The sequence below is a fragment of the Chryseobacterium sp. S90 genome (assembly GCF_047444895.1).
In the GTDB taxonomy this organism is placed as follows: domain Bacteria; phylum Bacteroidota; class Bacteroidia; order Flavobacteriales; family Weeksellaceae; genus Chryseobacterium.
The window spans coordinates 529065-546758 of sequence record NZ_JBLGCX010000001.1 but is presented as its reverse complement, the minus strand read 5'-3'; the positions used below and the strand labels follow the sequence as shown (position 1 = coordinate 546758).

Here is a 17694-nt window from a genome sequence, read left to right as displayed (position 1 = left end):
AAGAAAGTAGAGAAAATTTCTCTGCTTTTTTATTTTATACAACTTTGGAGACTATCTGCTCCAACGTAGAATATGACGAGCCAAATCAAGCCTTTAATGGTAAAGAAAGCAAGTCCTGCCCATCCCACACGCTTGAACCACTTCTTAAGCTTTGAGTTATTTTCTTGTGAATTTTCCATTGGTGATTATCAAAATGATTACCCTGCAAAGATAAGCATGTTTATAATTAGTCCAAATAAAAAACACATTAAAAATTAAAGTTTTGAGGTTCACATAATATTTTTATCTTTAGAGAGAACGAAAAGTAAGATTTTATGTCAAAAAAAGTAAAGGATTTCGGAATCGAAAAAACGCTTAAAAATTTAGGTATTAAAGAAGAGAACAAAGGTACCTCAACAGGCGGCAAATATTTCGCTTCAGGAAAGGTGATAGAAAGCATTTCTCCTGTAGACGGAAAGTTGATCGCTAAAGTAAAAACTTCCGGAGAAAGTGATTATGACAAAGTAATTGAAACGGCTCAGAAGGCGTTTCAGGAATTCAGACTGATCCCGGCTCCCAAAAGAGGAGAGATCGTAAGACAGCTGGGCTTAAAATTAAGAGAATATAAAGATGATCTTGGTAAACTTGTTTCTTACGAAATGGGTAAATCATTACAGGAAGGACTTGGAGAAGTTCAGGAAATGATAGACATCTGCGACTTTGCTGTAGGACTTTCAAGACAGCTTCAGGGGTACACCATGCACTCTGAAAGACCTGGACACAGAATGTATGAGCAATACCATCCGCTTGGAGTAGTAGGAATCATTACTGCATTTAACTTCCCGGTAGCCGTTTGGTCCTGGAATACGGCATTGGCTTGGATCTGTGGTAACGTTACCATCTGGAAGCCATCTGAAAAAACACCGCTTTGTGCAATTGCATGCCAGAATATCATGATGGAAGTAATTAAGGAAAACAATCTTCCTGAAGGAGTTTCAAGTGTATTGGTATCAGACCACGAAATCGGACAGAAATTAGTAGATGATAAAAGAGTAGCCCTTGTTTCTTTCACAGGATCTACAAGAGTAGGAAGAATGGTTTCTTCCAAAGTAGCAGAAAGATTCGGGAAATCTATCCTTGAATTGGGTGGAAACAACGCTATTATCATTACAAAAGAAGCTGATATTGATATGTCGATCATTGGAGCTGTTTTCGGAGCTGTAGGAACTGCAGGCCAGAGATGTACTTCAACAAGAAGACTGATTATCCATGAAAGTGTATACAATGAAGTGAAAACAAGATTAACAAAAGCTTACGGACAACTGAAAATCGGAAATCCATTGGATGAAAATAATCACGTAGGTCCTCTGATTGATACTGATGCTGTAAATCAATACGAAGAAGCTATCAAGAAATGTAAAAAAGAAGGTGGAAAATTCGTTGTTGAAGGCGGAGTTTTAACTGGAAAAGAATATGAATCCGGATGTTATGTGAAACCTTGTGTTGCAGAAGTGAAAAACTCTTATGAGATTGTTCAGCATGAAACTTTTGCACCTATCTTATATCTGATCAAATACAAAACACTGGAAGAAGCTATCGCAATTCAGAATGATGTTCCTCAAGGACTATCTTCTGCGATCATGACCCAGAACTTAAGAGAAGCAGAATTATTCCTTTCTCACGCAGGTTCAGATTGTGGTATTGCCAACGTAAATATCGGAACTTCCGGTGCTGAAATTGGTGGAGCTTTCGGTGGTGAAAAAGAAACCGGAGGAGGAAGAGAGTCTGGATCAGACGCTTGGAAATACTATATGAGAAGACAAACCAATACTATAAATTACACCGCACAACTTCCTTTGGCACAAGGGATTAAATTTGATTTATAAAAGCTTTACTTAAAGCACTCAAAAAACATAAAACTTAATAACCTGAATGATTAAATGCTTCATTCTTTGGATCATTTAATCATTCATTTATTAAATCACACAACAATTTATTATGGAACAGACATTAGATATAAAAGCAAATAAAGTAAAAGAAACAGTTGGAAGACATGTGTTGGCAGACGGTTTCGATTTTGTGATGGATATTGAAAAATCACACGGATCATGGCTTTATGATAAACTTACAGACAAGGAGTACCTGGATATGTTCTCTATGTTTGCATCAGCATCTATCGGATACAATCATCCTTATCTTTTAGAAAGATCAGAATGGCTGGGAAGAATGGCTGTAAATAAACCTACTCTGGCTGACGTTTACTCAGAAGAATATGCTCATTTCCTTGAAGTATTCGAAAGAGTGGTTATCCCTGAAGAATTACAATATGCTTTCTTTATCGAAGGCGGATCTCTGGGCGTTGAAAATGCTATGAAAGCATGCTTCGACTGGAAAACGCGCAAAAACTTTGCAAAAGGATTAGACACTGAAGCAGGAATCTGCATTCACTTCAAACAGGCTTTCCATGGAAGAAGCGGTTATACTTTGAGCTTAACCAATACTTCTGACCCAAGAAAGTACCAATATTTCCCAATGTTCAACTGGCCGAGAATTTTAAATCCGAAATTAAAGTTCCCGATTACAGAAGAAAACCTTGAAGAAACCATCAAAAATGAAAACCTTGCTTTACTTCAGATTGAAGAAGCTATTTTGATGCACCCTGATAAAGTGGCTTGTATTATCATAGAACCTATTCAGGCAGAAGGAGGTGACAATCATTTCAGAGACGAATTCCTTTTGGGATTAAGAAGAATCTGTGATGACAACGAAATCTTACTTATTTTTGATGAAGTTCAGACAGGGATTGCCATTACAGGAAAAATGTGGGCATTCCAGCATTTTACAGCAAAACCGGACATTATTTCTTTTGGTAAAAAAGCACAGGTTTGTGGTGTTTTAGCCAATAAAGAAAAATTTGATGAAGTTCCGAACAATGTTTTCAGAGAAAGCTCAAGAATCAATTCTACATTTGGAGGAAACTTTATTGATATGCTTCGTTTCCAGCTGGTAATGGAAGTGATCGAAAAAGAAAACCTTGTGGAGAATGCAAGAGTAGTCGGAGACTTCTTATTGGAAAGTTTGAAAGCTCTTGCCGAAAAATATCCTGAAAAAATTTCAAATGCAAGAGGAAGAGGCCTGATGTGTGCCGTTGATCTGCCATCCGCAGAACAGAGAAATCACCTGATGAACGAGCTTTTCAAGGATGGATTAATCATTCTTCCATGTGGAGATCAGTCTCTTCGTTTCAGACCTCATTTGAATGTTACTAAAGAAGAAATCCAGCTTGCTTTAGATAAAATTGAAAACAATATTAATAAAATTTAAAACCCGGGATTTGTAATTTTAAAAAAAACATCGTATATTTAGATACTCAAACAATTAGAATATGGAAAGAAGTACGAGAGTATCAGTTTATGTAAGTGATAACCCTTCAGAAATTCAGTTGGTTAAGTCTAAATTGGATGACGCGCAAATTGCAAATACCGTTGAAAATAACTATCTTACGTTTACCACAACTCCAACAGCAACTTCGCTGAAAGTAATGGTAGATCTGGAAGAAGAAAAAAAAGCATTTGAAATTATTGATGCTTACCTTCAACAAAGTGAAAATCAATAAACAATTTCATAATTTTAAATTTTACTACTTCAAACCGAAAATTAATCTTAATTAATTTTCGGTTTTTTAATTAATTACAAACCATTAAAAAGATGAATATTTCAGAGGTTGAACGAGCAGCTATTCTGATTTTCAATTCTTAAATCATTCTATCTTTTAATTTTTTAAATCTACCAAACAACATGAACCCGGAGATCAAACTAAGACAATCGCAAATTGAAGACAGAAACAGGATTTGGGAAATTATCCAGCAATCTATTGAAAGAAGAAGACAAGATGGAAGTACACAATGGCAGAACGGATACCCTAATCTGGGAACGGTGGAAAGTGATATTGCCAAAGGTTTCGGACATGTTTTGACAGTAGACGGAGAAATTGCAGTATATGGAGCTTTGATTCTGAATGATGAACCTGCTTACAGTACCATTGAAGGAGCATGGCTGAGTGATGGTGAGTTTGTAGTGGTTCACAGAGTGGCTGTAGATGAAAAATTTGCAGGACAGGGAATGGTAAAGAAATTTTTTGATCACATCGAAGAATTCACTAAATCCCATGACATTCAGAGTATTAAAGTAGACACCAACCATGATAATATTGCCATGTTGAAAATCCTTGAAGGCAGAGGATATTCCTATTGTGGAGAGGTTCTTTTGAGAGACGGCATGAGAAAGGCTTTTGAGAAGATTATAATTTAAGCCAAAAGTTAAATCATCTTTCATTGAATTTTTAAACCGGCCTGTATTTATAAACTCTATCAGGTTTGTTCGTTTGGTTCTGAACTAATTTCTACTTTTGTTCAAATTTTTATATATGCACCAGAGTATAGAAATTGATGAGAAAATTTTTCAGGATGCCGTAAGATTTTATGGCACCGTGTTCAGCTTACCCCCTTTAGCATCAAAAATCTATTCCTACCTTCTTTTTGACTATGAGAAAGTAGGAATTACTTTTGACGAATTTGTTGAGGTGCTCTCCGCGAGTAAAAGCTCCGTTTCTACCAGTATTTCCTTATTGTTAAATGCTCAGCTTATTGTTGATCATAACAAAATGGATGAGCGGAAACGGTATTTTTTCATCAATGATGAATACAAAAAAATACGATTCGAGAAAATTGTCCAGAAAATGAAGGACGAAATGAAACTATTAGATGATTTAAACAATTTTAAAAAAAGTAAAGACGATGGATACAATGAAAGAATAGAAGTTTACAAAGCACTCTTAAACAAAAACATAGAAAATATACAGGAATCTCTTAATAAACTATAAAATGAATAATAAGCTAGTTATACTTTCCATTGCAGCGCTTTCACTGACTGCCTGCAAAAAAGAAGCTCCGAAACAGGATGGTGCCAAGCCGTACCCTGTTGTTTCCGTGGAGTCAAAAAATATAGTGGGTTATCAGACGTTTCCGGCTACTATCCAGGGTAGGGTAAACAATGATGTACGTGCAAAAATACAGGGATATATTACCCAGGTATTGGTAGATGAAGGACAATATGTTACAAAAGGACAGCCTTTGTTCCGTCTGGAAACCAATATACTGAACGAAAATGCAGCCGCTTCCAAAGCAGGAATTGGTGCTGCTGAATCCAGTATTGCTGCTGCTCAGGCTTCTGTAAATGCTGCTCAGGTTGAAGTAAATAAACTAAAACCTTTGGTTCAGAAAAACATCATCAGTAACGTACAGCTGCAGACTGCACAGGCTCAGCTGGCACAGGCACAGGCACAGTTACAACAGGCCAACGCTTCTAAAAGACAGGCACAAGCCAATTATAAGGGAGTAGAAGCCAATATCGAATATTCTATCATTCGTGCACCTATTTCAGGGGTGATCGGAAGACTGCCTTTAAAAGTAGGAAGTTTGGTAGGACCGTCTGATCAGACTCCTCTGACAACGATTTCTGATACGTCTGAGATCTATGCTTACTTTGCAATGAATGAAAAAGAGTATTTTGATTTCCTTGAAAAGTCTCCGGGAGCTTCTATGCCTGAGAAAATCAAAAACTTACCGATGGTTGAGCTTCAACTTGCTAACGGAAGTCTTTATCCTGAAAAAGGGAAAATTGAAGCCATTACCGGACAAATTGATCCTACAACAGGGACTATTCAGTTCAGAGTTGCTTTCTCGAATGCTCAGAAATTATTAAGTAATGGTAACAGCGGAACGATCAGATTCCCTCAGCGATATGATAATGTTCTTGTAGTGCCTGAAAGTGCTACTTACGAGCAACAGGGTATTGTTTACGTTTACAAAGTAGAAAAAGGAGATACTGCGAGAAATGTTGTTGTAAATGTTATTGACAGAATCGACAATTTAGCGCTTATCAAATCTGGAGTTAACAAAGGTGAAACAGTTATTGCAGCTGGTATCGGAGGTTTGAAACCTGGAACAGCAGTAAAACCGAAGCCAATCAAAATGGATAGTCTTGTTCAATCAATAAAACCGAAATTCTAATGATAAAAAACTTTATTAACAGGCCGGTTTTATCTACCGTAATCTCAATCCTGATTGTGATTCTCGGTGTGCTGGGACTGATCTCGTTACCGGTTACACAGTATCCGGATATTGCACCACCTACAGTGAGTGTTTCCGCAAACTATACGGGAGCCAATGCTGAAACGGTGATGAAAAGTGTGGTAGTACCTTTGGAAGAACAGATCAACGGGGTGGAAGGTATGGATTATATCACTTCCAGTGCCGGAAATGACGGTTCTGCTCAGATCCAGGTTTTCTTCAAACAAGGAATAGATCCGGATATTGCAGCGGTAAACGTACAGAACCGTGTGGCCAGAGCAACACCTCTTTTGCCGTCTGAAGTAACGCGTTCGGGGGTTGTAACCCAGAAACAGCAGACCAGTGCCCTTATGTATATGTCTTTCTATTCTGAAAATAAAGATCTGGATGATGTATACCTTCAGAACTTTTTGAACATCAACATTATTCCAAACCTGAAAAGGGTAAATGGTGTAGGGGATGCCAACGTTTTCGGGGGTAAAAACTACTCAATGAGAATCTGGCTGGATCCTGCAAAAATGGCTGCTTACAGCGTAACTCCTACCGATGTTACCAATGCGATCAACGAGCAGAGTAGAGAAGCAGCAGCAGGTTCTATCGGACAAAACAGCGGAAGTTCTTTTGAATATATCATCAAATATGTAGGTAAATTCAACGATAAAGAACAGTACGATAATATTATCATCAAATCTCTTGCAAACGGACAAAACCTGATGCTGAAAGACGTTGCCAAAGTAGAACTGGCAGGACAATCTTATACAGGAATCGGGGAGAACGGAAACAATCCTTCCATCAGTATGGGGATCTTCCAGACTCCGGGATCTAACGCACAGGAGATTATTAAAAATATCAAAGCCTATCTGAAATCAGCTGAAGGTACTTTTCCAAAAGGTGTAAAGTATACTTTCAACTTTGATACCAATGAATTCCTTGAAGCTTCTATTGAAAAGGTAGTACATACCCTGATCGAAGCCTTCATCCTGGTATTTATTGTAGTATATATTTTCCTTCAGGACTTCAGATCTACGCTGATCCCGGCCATTGCGGTTCCGGTATCTATTGTGGGGGCTTTCTTCTTCCTGAATCTCTTCGGATATTCATTAAACCTATTGACCTTATTTGCATTGGTACTTGCCATCGGTATTGTGGTGGATGACGCCATTGTCGTCGTCGAGGCTGTTCATGCCAAGATGGAACATGGTATTTCAGATGCTAAAAAAGCAACGGTGGAAGCGATGGATGAGATTACAGGGGCTATTATCTCTATTACGTTGGTAATGGCAGCGGTATTTATCCCGGTGACGTTTATTACAGGGCCTACAGGGGTATTCTACCAGCAGTTTGGTATCACGCTGATTATAGCCATCATCATTTCTGCGATTAATGCATTAACGCTGAGTCCGGTTTTATGTTCATTATTCTTAAAACCTCACGCAGAGCACCATAAAGAGTATAAAAACTTAAATCTGTTACAGAAGTTTTTCTATAAGTTTAATATTGCTTTTAAAACAACTACTGAACGTTATGGAAGAGGATTTGTATTCCTGTTAAGACATAAATGGGTAACCCTTATTATTTTCGCTGTTACCGGAGGAATTTTATTCTGGGCAAGCAGCAGTATGAAGAAAGGATTTGTACCTACAGAAGACAGAGGGATTATCTTTACAGATGTTCAGCTTCCTCCGGGAGCTTCTATGGAAAGAACTTACAACGCTTTGAAAACGCTTCAGGCTAAGGCGCTGAAAGTTCCGGGTGTACAGAACGTAACGATTTCTACCGGGAGAGGATTTTTATCCGGAAACGGAAGTAACAACGGTCTTGCCTTTGTTAAACTGAAACCATTTGAAGAAAGAAAAAAAGACGGACAGACTTCTGAAGATATCACCAAAAAACTATTTGGAATTGTAGGAGCTGTTCCTGATGCTAAAGTAGTATTCTTCCAACCGCCAAGTGTACCGGGATTTGGTAACAGTGCAGGTTTTGAAATGGTATTACTTGACAAGTCAGGTGGAGAATATGCTGATCTTGATGCGAAAACCAATGAATTCATCGGTAAGCTTATGCAGAGACCGGAAATTCAGTTTGCGCAAACTTCATTCAATACTAAATATCCTCAATATCAGATGGAAATTAATGTTCCGCTGAGCAAGCAGCTTGGAGTTTCTGTCAATGATATTCTGGCTACGATGCAGGGATATATCGGAGGTATTTATACTGCCGACTTTACCAAGTATGGAAAACAGTTCAGGGTAATGGTTCAGGCTCTTCCTGAAAACAGAAAAAACATTGAAAATCTGAATCAGCTCTATGTAAGAACAGGATCAGGTATCATGTCTCCGATCTCACAGTTTGTAACATTGACAAAAGCATACGGACCACAATCTGTAAGCCGTTATAACCTCTTTACTTCAGTAAAAGTGACAGGGGCAAACTCTGACGGATACAGTTCCGGGGACGCGATTGCAGCGGTACAGCAGGTAGCTGATGAAACACTGAATCAAAACTATGCCGTAGAATTTACAGGGTTGACCAGAGAAGAATTAAATTCAGGATCTCAGACCCTTCTGATTTTCGGGTTAAGTTTGATCTTTGTTTACTTTATCCTTTCTGCGCAGTATGAAAGTTATATCCTTCCGCTGATCGTTATTATTTCTCTTCCTCTTGGGGTAATGGGGGCTTATTTCGGACAGAAGATTATGGGACTGGAGAATAATATTTACTTCCAGATTGCCCTGATCATGCTCGTGGGATTACTGGCGAAAAATGCGATCCTTATTGTCGAATTTGCTGTTCAAAGGAGACATCATGGAGAAACCATTGTAATGTCAGCCATCAATGCAGCGAAAGCAAGGGTAAGACCTATTCTAATGACATCATTCGCCTTTATCTTTGGTTTATTACCATTGGTTCTGGCAAGTGGAATCGGAGCAGTAGGTAACAGATCTATCGCTACGGGTGCGGCTATCGGACTATTGATAGGAACTGTTTTGGGATTATTTGTAATTCCGGTTCTGTATGTGATTTTTGAAACACTGCAGGAAAAAATTAAACCTATCAAAAAAGAAGATATCAATTTAGCAGAATAAAATTAATTAGAGAAGCTGGAAGTTAGATCTTAGACAATTATTCTAAAACCATATCTAACTTCCGGTCTCTTACATCTAATTTCTAATTTTTTATAATGAAGAGTTTATTAAACATCATAAAAGGAATCACTTTTTCAGTTTTCATACTCGGAGCCATATCATCCTGTATGGCAAGAAAAGAATATGAAAGACCGAAGAACGTGGTAGACGAAAAGCTGTTTCGTACAGATATGCTTCCTTCAGACAGTACCAGCATTGCAGATATTTCATGGAAAGAAATATTCACAGATCCTATACTGCAGGGACACATTTCAAAAGCTTTGGAAAACAATCTGGATATCAGAATTGCTTTAGAAAGTATTAATTCCGCAGAAGCTTATCTGAAGCAAAGTAAAGCTGCCTATCAGCCGACACTTTCTATCGGACCCAACTATACTTTCCAAACCCAGTCTATCAATACTCAGTTTGGGCAGATCATTGGAGAAAGACGATATGTAAACCAGTTTGACATTACGGCAAGTATTGGATGGGAAGCAGATATCTGGGGGAAATTAAGAGCACAGGAGAAAGCACAGCTTGCCACTTATTTGGGAACTGTTGCAGCCCATAAAGCAGTTAAAAGCAGTCTGGTATCTTCCATCGCTTCTGCGTACTATCAATTGTTAACTTTTGATGCGCAGAAGAGGATTATTACAGAAACCATTGCGGTAAGAGAGAAAAACTTAGAAACAACAAAGGCTTTAAAAATTTCAGGAACAGTTACTGAAGTAGCGGTACAGCAGAGTGAGGCTCTTGTGTTCAATGCAAAATCATTACTGATTGATATTGATACACAGATCCAGCTTCTTGAAAACACCATGAGTCTTTTAATGGGAGAACCCTCTCATTCTATTGAAAGATCTACATTAGAAGGACAGAACCTTCCGATCGATTTAAAATTGGGATATCCTACTCAGCTTCTGGCTAACCGTCCGGACGTAATGAGAGCAGAATACAGCTTGATGAATGCTTTCGAACTGACGAATTCTGCCAAAGCTCAGTTTTACCCTACTTTAAAATTGACAGGGAGTGGTGGTCTTCAATCTGTGGATATTGATCACTTATTCAGTGTAAATTCATTATTTGCGAATGTAGTAGCAGGGCTGGCTCAGCCAATTCTGAACAAAAGACAGATCAAAACAAACTATGATGTAAGTCTTGCCAATCAGGAAACTGCTTATCTGAACTTCAGAAAGACCGTTCTTACTGCTGGTAAAGAAGTTTCAGATGCTATCAGAGTTTTCTCTGTACAGGATTCATTTATTGAATTAAAACAACATGAGCTGGATGCCTACAAAAAATCGGTTGACTATTCTCAGGAACTGGTAAATTATGGTATGGCAAACTATCTTGAAGTGTTGAATGCAAGTGTAAATTCATTGAATGCTGAACTTAACATCTCGAATGCACGATACAGTAAAATGAAAGCTGCCGTAGAGCTTTATCAGGCTTTAGGAGGAGGTTGGAAATAACCGTATTCTTCAATATAAACTATAAAACGTATGTCAATAATGGCATACGTTTTTTTAATTATTGATCATGTTAAAATTATTTAATAGGCAAAATCAATTTGGATATATGTATTTAACTACGTAGTTTTATACTTTAAAATTCAGCCACTATGAAATTACAGATACAACCCATAGGAAATTCTTATTCGGAACAGGTGATTGACCTGATTTTGAATATTCAGCAGAAGGAGTTTAATATTCCGATCACCATTAAAGACCAGCCTGATCTTTTACAGATTGAAAGTTTTTATACAGAAGCAGGCGGTAACTTTTGGGGTGCTTTTGTGGGAGACGAATTGGTAGGTTCTATTGCCTTGGTTAAGTTTGACAAAAGGGCAGGAGCGATCAGAAAAATGTTTGTTAAAAAGGAATTCAGAGGCAAAGAATTGAATATTGCTCAGGAATTATTGGAAGTTTTAATTTCTTTCTGCCGCGAAAACGGAATTGATGATTTATATTTGGGAACCATAACGGTACTGAAAGCTGCACAGCGTTTCTACGAAAGGAATCAGTTTGTGAAGGTTGAAAAAAGAAATCTCCCTGTAAAATTTCCTTTAATGAGTGCCGATGATATTTTTTACCATTTAAATATTTACAGAATATGAATGTGATCAACGAAGCAGGAATTCTTGCCATATCAACCAGATTGCACCGTTTGAGTGAACAATTGAGGAAAGATGGAGCATTGATCTATAAAGCATTCGGAATTGATTTTGAACTGAAATGGTTTCCGGTGATCTTTACCATTTATAAAAAAGAGATAGCAAGCGTTGTCGAAATTGCCAATGAAATAGGGTATACCCATCCATCCACTATCACCCTACTCAAAGAACTCGAAAAGTTGGAGTTAATACAATGGGAAAAAGACAAACAGGATGAACGGAAAAGGCTTTTTAAATTAACTTCTAAAGGACAGGAACTTATTGAAAAAATGAAACCCGTTTGGGAGCTGATGTCACAGATTCTGGGAGAAATTACCGATAACAATAATAATCTGCTGGCAGCTATTGATGAGGCTGAGGAGAAAATTGCAAGCCAGTCTTTTTATCAGAGGGCGCTGCAGGTGAAGAATTCAAAATAAGTAGATTTTAGTTATATAAAAAACAGTTGTACTAATGCTTTAGCTGTTTTTTATTCTATAATAATATCAAGTGATTCTTTGAAAGGATGTATACTTTTCATATATTCTTTGTCTTGTTCTGTTAATTCATTTGTTCCAAGAGAAATATCTTCCCACGCTTTTCCATCCTGGTGTTTAAGAGCAAATTCAATGGATTCAATTTTGATTTTTTTATTAAGTCCAAGTATTCTCAAATCTATTCTTTGCCCTTCCCTGATTTCGCCCTCTATAATTTGTCCTATTAAGAAAAACTGTCTTCCTGTAATCTGAATAATATCGTTAAGTTTAAATTGGGCAACAGTTAAATGATGCCAGCTATATCCACAAAATCTGCATTGCTTTGCATGCGGAGTACGGGCAAGTTTGTTACATTTTGGACAATTATTAAAAAAAACTTTTTCAGGAGTTTCAGTCATTATGCGCGTTACAATGTTTTGTTTAAAGACCTCATAACCATTTTCTAATAGATTTGTGATTTCAGGGTCGGAACTTATCCAGCCTTTATCTATCATTATCTTTCTGAATTGTGGATTTTCATTACTCTTGAAAGAAGACATTTGATGTTTTAGGGCTAACTTTTCATTTTTAGTCATTAAGTTACCGAAATAGTTAATAATATAATCTGTGGTTTCCTGATCCATATCTAATTGAAAAGAGTTAAATGATTTTTAATGTCTAATATATTATTTATTTCTTTAAAATAATCATATAATACAAAAGAACCCACCAAATCGTGGCGGGTTCTTTGAATTCATTATTGAAATGAAATTATATTAGAATCTCAAAGTCGCTGCAACAGACCAGGTTCTTCCAAAACCAAGGAATCCTGTGTTACCATCAGCAATACCCTGATAAACTCTTCCGGTTTCCTGGTAAGTTTTTCCGGCATTTGGACCGCTGGCAATTTTGTCACCTGCAAAAATATTGGAGCTTAATTCAGAAATATAATATTTGTTGAATAAGTTGTACACATTCGCTCTCAATGTTAAAGACTTTTTCGCGTCAAGTGTGAACTTGTAAGAAGCACCTACGTCAAATAAATTATAACTTGGCAATTTTACAATTCCTTTTTCTCTTGCTGCCTCAGTAAGGAAATTGATTGGGTTAAACTGTGCATATAGCTTGTCATAATATTCCCAGTTGGCATCAATACTGAAAGCTTTGGTAATGCTATAATCAACTCCCAGACTTGCTGTAGTTTGTGCAGCATCTCCAACTTTTAGATCTTTGATGTTGATAACTCCTGTAGCTCCGGCCACTTCCTGATTGTTTTGAACATCAAGAATATTGAAATTTGCATTTCCTTTGTACTTCCAGTTTCCTAATGATAACATCCCTCTCAGTCTAAGGTTGGCAAATGGTCTTGCCTTCGCTTCCAATTCAACACCCTGGTGTATCTGTCCAACATTCAGAGCGTTGTAGAAATAAGCATTTCCAAGTTGTAATTGTGAGAAGTTAGCTACATCTGCAGCTCCTGCATTAAAGGTTCTTGAAATAAATCTGTCATCCCACTGCGTTCTGTAAGCATTGATATTTACATCTACATAACGGGATTTGAAACCATATCCTAACTCTACAGAGAAGATTCTTTCATTCTTTGCATCGTTGTAAATATTCTGGTTGGAAGGGAACAGCGCGTTGAATAATGGTTGTCTTGAAATAACTCCAGTATTGAAAAATACATTATGATGCTCATCTATATTGTAGTTGGCACCTCCTTTTACAATATAACCCGTTTTGTGATACCATTTTGTTTCCTGGTTTCCCGGAGTATACAGCATATAATCTCTTCTTTTGTAGTATTGTTCAGAAACTGATCCCTGAACAGATGCACTTAGTTTTTCAGAGCTGTATTCAACCATTCCATATAAACCTGCCCATTTTACCAGACCTTCATTGTGAATAGATACTTTTTGAGCATCCTTAAGTTTAGTAAGAGGTTCCGGTTTTACCGTGTTGTTGATATAATATCCTTTTGGAGCATTTGCCGTACTTGAAACAAATAAGGCATCAGATCCCAGCATATCGGTTACAATATCGTAAAGCGCCCCTTTGTAAGTTTTAAGATCAATACCTCCGTTAAAGGTCCAGTTATTCTTTTTGTAATTAAGATCTGCAATTACACCATACCAGTCATGAGCATTAATACTTTGCTTTCTTACGATACCATTGGTTCCGTTCAGTGTAGCTACATATTGCCCGTTATAATCACCAGGAGAGCCCGCAGGAGCTGTAAAGGTTGATTTCTGGAAAGTGTTTCCGTTATAATCGGTTACCATACCACCTCTGTTATAGCGGTAAATCATATCCCAGTTGATCGTACCGTCTCCGCCTGCACCATAATTCATGAAATTCATAGTCTGGCCGCTGCCGTTTTTGATAGAACCGTTCAGTCCGGTACCACCGCCGCCACGTCCCCAAGAACCATAAAGAACGGTAGATAACTTCAGGTTATCATTCATTGTCCAGTCCCAGTTCAATGATGCAATAGGCTTATGATAGAAGTTAGGAGCCAAATTAAATTGAGAACCATTCAACATTCCTGTCTGAGGATTGTATCTTCTTCCATAAGTATCCAATTGCTGTAGAGTAGCCACATTTGCTCCGGTTGCAGAAGACCTTCTTGTATCATGTACCTGAGGCGCTCCGGTTGCAATTAAATTGAACGCATGCTTTTCATTAGGCTTAAATCCTGTTGAGAAAAACCAGGAATAACCTTCTCCTTTCGTTCCATTGATATAACCGTCACCTTGCCAACGGGAAAGCAATACAGTTGTTCCCCATTTGTTTTTTAGCCCGGAAGAGTACATTGCAGATATTCTGGAGTAGTTATCATTACCTACTTCTCCTTTGATCATTGCTTTCTGCTCAGAATCGGTAGCTTTGGTCACAATATTGATCGTTCCCCCTACAGAAGGAACTACAAATTTGGATGCTCCCAAACCTCTCTGGATCTGAATGTTGCTCGCAATGTCTGCCAACCCGGTCCAGTTAGACCAGTATACAGTACCTCCCTGCATGTCATTCACCGGCTGTCCGTTGATGATCACTGCAATGTTAGCCCCATCAAAACCTCTCATGTTGATTCTGCTGTCTCCAAAACCTCCGCCCACTTTGGTCACATACACGGATGGAGTAGACTTCATAATCTCAGGAAACTCTCTGTTTCCTAATTTTTCCTGAATTTCTGCAGCTTTGATAGTGGAAACTGCAACAGGAGTTTTTCTTTCTTTGGCTGTTTGGGAAAGGTTTCTACCTACCAACATCACCTCATCAATAGATTTTGATTTCTCTAAAGAATCCTTCGTACTCTGCCCGTAATAAAGGGCGGCCGTAGGTAATACAAGCGCTATAAATAGTCGCTTTTTAAAAATAATGCTCATGAAATAAACTAGCGTTTTTGAATTTAAGGCTGCAAAGATGGATATTTATTTTTTAATAAAGTATTAAATCTTCATTACGTGATTTCGTACAGCATGCGAATGATCCATTATTACTCGCTTTTTTTGTGTGTATTAATTAATTCAGTTCTTTAATTTACAATTTGTTATAAAAGTGAATTATCATAAACAGGAAATATTTTTAAATGAATAAAATAATTATGCACTTCTTTATATTTTTCATTGTGATGATTGTTGTTTATTTAAAATATTCTAATTATTCATCATTTTGCTGATATAACGTTTGGTAATTGACTAGAGTCATAAACTTTATACTGTTGTTTTGATACCTTGTATTATCATTTATTTAAAACCGAGATTATTATGAAAAAGAATTTTTTTGAAAGGTTTTCAGTTTGTTTTTCCGGGAAGAAAAGGGGTTTATTCAGATTTTATCTGGAATCATCAATGCTTCAGCGGTATTGATTATGTCATCAAAGAAGGAGGGGAGCTAAAAGGTGTTTTTAAAATCCATAATGAATATGGTGAAGAGTGGACAGATGCTGTAAGCCATCAGTTGGGTAACTATGACTATCTGATGGGTGCTGATATAGAATACCGTAATCCTTATGTAGTAGAAGAAATGAAAAAGTGGATCAAGTGGTATATGGATACCACGAAAGTTGATGGGATTCGGCTGGATGCTTTAAAGCACATCTCTTCAGATTTCCTGAAAGAATGGATCTTTTATATTAAAACAGAATTGAATCCTGATTGCTATATTCTGGGAGAATTCTGGAAAGACGAAGCAGAAAAAATTGAATATTTTTCAGATAAAATGAATGATCTTATCTCTTGTTTTGATGCCCCGCTGCATTATAATTTTTTCACGGCTTCAAAAGAAGGAAAAGACTATAATCTGAGCCAGATTTTAAAAGGAAGCTTTCTGGAAAAGAAACCCGTGTTTTCAGTTTCTTTTGTAGAAAACCATGATACACAACAGCTCCAGGCACTTGAATCTTCAGTGGAAGATTGGTTTAAGCCTATAGCATATACAATTATTCTCCTTTCTGATGAGGCTTATCCCTGCGTATTCTATCCAGATCTTTTTGGAGCAGAATATATCGATGTAAGAGAAGATCAGGAAATACATATTATCATATCAAAAGTGGAGGAGCTTCCCAGCCTTCTTGAAGTGAGAAAACGTTTTGCATACGGTAAACAGATCGATTATTTTGATCATCCCAACTGTGTGGCTTTTGTGCGGAACGGAAATGAAAAGCATCCGGGATGTATTGTGATTATGTCTAATAGTGATGAGGGCTTCAAAGAAATAGAATTGGGAAAAGAGCATGCAGATTCAACCTATATTGATTTCTTAAAGAACCGCCATGAAGAAATTCACACTGATGAAAATGGGAAAGCCATATTTTGTGTCAATCCGGGATCTGTAAGCGTGTGGGTAAAGAAATATAAGCCTTAAAATAACTATACTCTTCAAGAATTTTAGATACCACATCTCAGCATTTAAGGCAAAAATGGTCTTATAGTTGCAGATTTATCACCAATCAAACACTAAATTATTATATTATGGAAACTAAAACAGCAGCCAAAAAATCACCGGCTAAAAAAACAACACCCGCGAAAACATCTGCAAAAACTCCGGCTAAAAAAAATGCAGCCAAAAGTTTGGAAGATCTTTTTGAAGATTCACTGAAAGATATTTATTGGGCTGAAAAGGCACTCTTGAAAGCACTGCCAAGAATGATGAAAAATGCGACCAGCGAAAAACTTAAAACAGCTATTGACAAGCATATTACTGAAACAGAAGGTCACGTTGAAAGACTGGAAGAATGTTTTAAAGCTTTAGGAAAAAAAGCCCAGGCAAAGAAATGCGATGCTATGCAGGGATTATTGGATGAAGGAAAAAGTATCCTGGAAGAGACAGAGCCGGGAGCAGTAAGAGATGCAGGAATCATTGCAGCAGCACAAAAAGTTGAACATTACGAAATCGCCACATACGGTACCCTTGCAGCATTTGCAAAAGTATTGAAAGAGAAGGATTGCCTTAAACATCTTTTAAGCACATTGGAAGAAGAGAAAAAATGTGACGAGCTGTTAACAAAAGTTGCGGATACCAATCTCAACAGCAAAGCAATGTAAAAAAGTATGTATTCATTATAAAAAGGAGACCGGATTTATTTTTGGTCTCCTTTTTATTGTGGAAATCTCAGGAGATTTTAAAAAAGCTGTTTTAGCTTTTGATTGATTTTGTATCAATTTTAATATATTTGCAGTTATTATTTGTATCAATTTGATTTTCTCCTATAGCATACAATTCAAAGAACAATAAAAATTTATCCGGTAAAAAATCTCAGGAAAACCAAAAGTGAGTACCAGCTGTTATGCTTTAAAGAGAAATATAATTCCAGTATTTAAAAAGTTAAA

The 17694-nt window shown here is 37.2% G+C and carries 14 protein-coding genes; 12 read left to right on the top strand and 2 right to left on the bottom strand.

Annotation, left to right across the window (positions count from 1 at the left end; all coding sequences use genetic code 11):
• The first annotated feature begins 314 nt into the window (after positions 1-314).
• The 10 genes from ACLMCG_RS02645 (at position 315) to ACLMCG_RS02600 (ending at position 11827) form a co-directional block, all read left to right on the top strand.
• Positions 315-1865: an aldehyde dehydrogenase family protein gene (locus ACLMCG_RS02645; protein WP_047422806.1), complete on the top strand. Its 1551-nt coding sequence runs from the start codon at positions 315-317 to the stop codon at positions 1863-1865.
• A 112-nt stretch (positions 1866-1977) separates the two neighbouring features.
• Complete coding sequence (gene lat, locus ACLMCG_RS02640) at positions 1978-3303, top strand: L-lysine 6-transaminase (RefSeq protein WP_309870887.1); 1326 nt, start codon at positions 1978-1980, stop codon at positions 3301-3303.
• 61 nt (positions 3304-3364) lie between these two features.
• Positions 3365-3595 (top strand): DUF2007 domain-containing protein, encoded by a 231-nt coding sequence (locus ACLMCG_RS02635; protein WP_034694374.1) that lies wholly within the window; start codon positions 3365-3367, stop codon positions 3593-3595.
• 182 nt (positions 3596-3777) lie between these two features.
• Positions 3778-4290: a GNAT family N-acetyltransferase gene (locus tag ACLMCG_RS02630; protein ID WP_047375086.1), complete on the top strand. Its 513-nt coding sequence runs from the start codon at positions 3778-3780 to the stop codon at positions 4288-4290.
• Between the two features lie 115 nt (positions 4291-4405).
• Positions 4406-4861 (top strand): transcriptional regulator, encoded by a 456-nt coding sequence (locus tag ACLMCG_RS02625; RefSeq protein ID WP_318845994.1) that lies wholly within the window; start codon positions 4406-4408, stop codon positions 4859-4861.
• 1 nt (position 4862) lies between these two features.
• Positions 4863-6050, top strand: a complete 1188-nt coding sequence (locus ACLMCG_RS02620; RefSeq protein WP_309870892.1) for an efflux RND transporter periplasmic adaptor subunit — start codon at positions 4863-4865, stop codon at positions 6048-6050.
• Positions 6050-9196 (top strand): efflux RND transporter permease subunit, encoded by a 3147-nt coding sequence (locus tag ACLMCG_RS02615; protein ID WP_213279248.1) that lies wholly within the window; start codon positions 6050-6052, stop codon positions 9194-9196. The genes ACLMCG_RS02620 and ACLMCG_RS02615 overlap by 1 nt, the downstream gene beginning before the upstream one ends.
• Before the next feature lie 95 nt (positions 9197-9291).
• Positions 9292-10707, top strand: a complete 1416-nt coding sequence (locus tag ACLMCG_RS02610; RefSeq protein WP_052186405.1) for an efflux transporter outer membrane subunit — start codon at positions 9292-9294, stop codon at positions 10705-10707.
• 149 nt (positions 10708-10856) lie between these two features.
• Positions 10857-11351: a GNAT family N-acetyltransferase gene (locus ACLMCG_RS02605; protein WP_413958685.1), complete on the top strand. Its 495-nt coding sequence runs from the start codon at positions 10857-10859 to the stop codon at positions 11349-11351.
• Positions 11348-11827: a MarR family winged helix-turn-helix transcriptional regulator gene (locus ACLMCG_RS02600; protein WP_223598748.1), complete on the top strand. Its 480-nt coding sequence runs from the start codon at positions 11348-11350 to the stop codon at positions 11825-11827. The genes ACLMCG_RS02605 and ACLMCG_RS02600 overlap by 4 nt, the downstream gene beginning before the upstream one ends.
• A gap of 50 nt (positions 11828-11877) precedes the next feature.
• Here ACLMCG_RS02600 and ACLMCG_RS02595 read toward each other — a convergent pair whose 3' ends face one another.
• Both ACLMCG_RS02595 and ACLMCG_RS02590 read right to left on the bottom strand, forming a co-directional pair.
• The gene (locus tag ACLMCG_RS02595; RefSeq protein WP_413958684.1) at positions 11878-12507 is read right to left on the bottom strand and encodes a hypothetical protein; all 630 of its coding nucleotides are present in this window, start codon (positions 12505-12507) and stop codon (positions 11878-11880) included.
• A gap of 132 nt (positions 12508-12639) precedes the next feature.
• On the bottom strand, positions 12640-15249 hold the full coding sequence (locus ACLMCG_RS02590) for a TonB-dependent receptor (RefSeq protein WP_413958683.1): 2610 nt from the start codon (positions 15247-15249) through the stop codon (positions 12640-12642).
• Positions 15250-15646: 397 nt separating this feature from the next.
• Here ACLMCG_RS02590 and amyA point away from each other — a divergent pair, with 397 nt between their 5' ends.
• Together amyA and ACLMCG_RS02580 are read left to right on the top strand one after the other, a co-directional pair.
• A complete protein-coding gene (gene amyA / locus ACLMCG_RS02585; RefSeq protein WP_413958682.1) occupies positions 15647-16729 on the top strand; it encodes an alpha-amylase in 1083 nt (360 codons plus the stop codon).
• A gap of 107 nt (positions 16730-16836) precedes the next feature.
• On the top strand, positions 16837-17409 hold the full coding sequence (locus tag ACLMCG_RS02580; RefSeq protein WP_223598742.1) for a ferritin-like domain-containing protein: 573 nt from the start codon (positions 16837-16839) through the stop codon (positions 17407-17409).
• Positions 17410-17694: the final 285 nt, after the last annotated feature.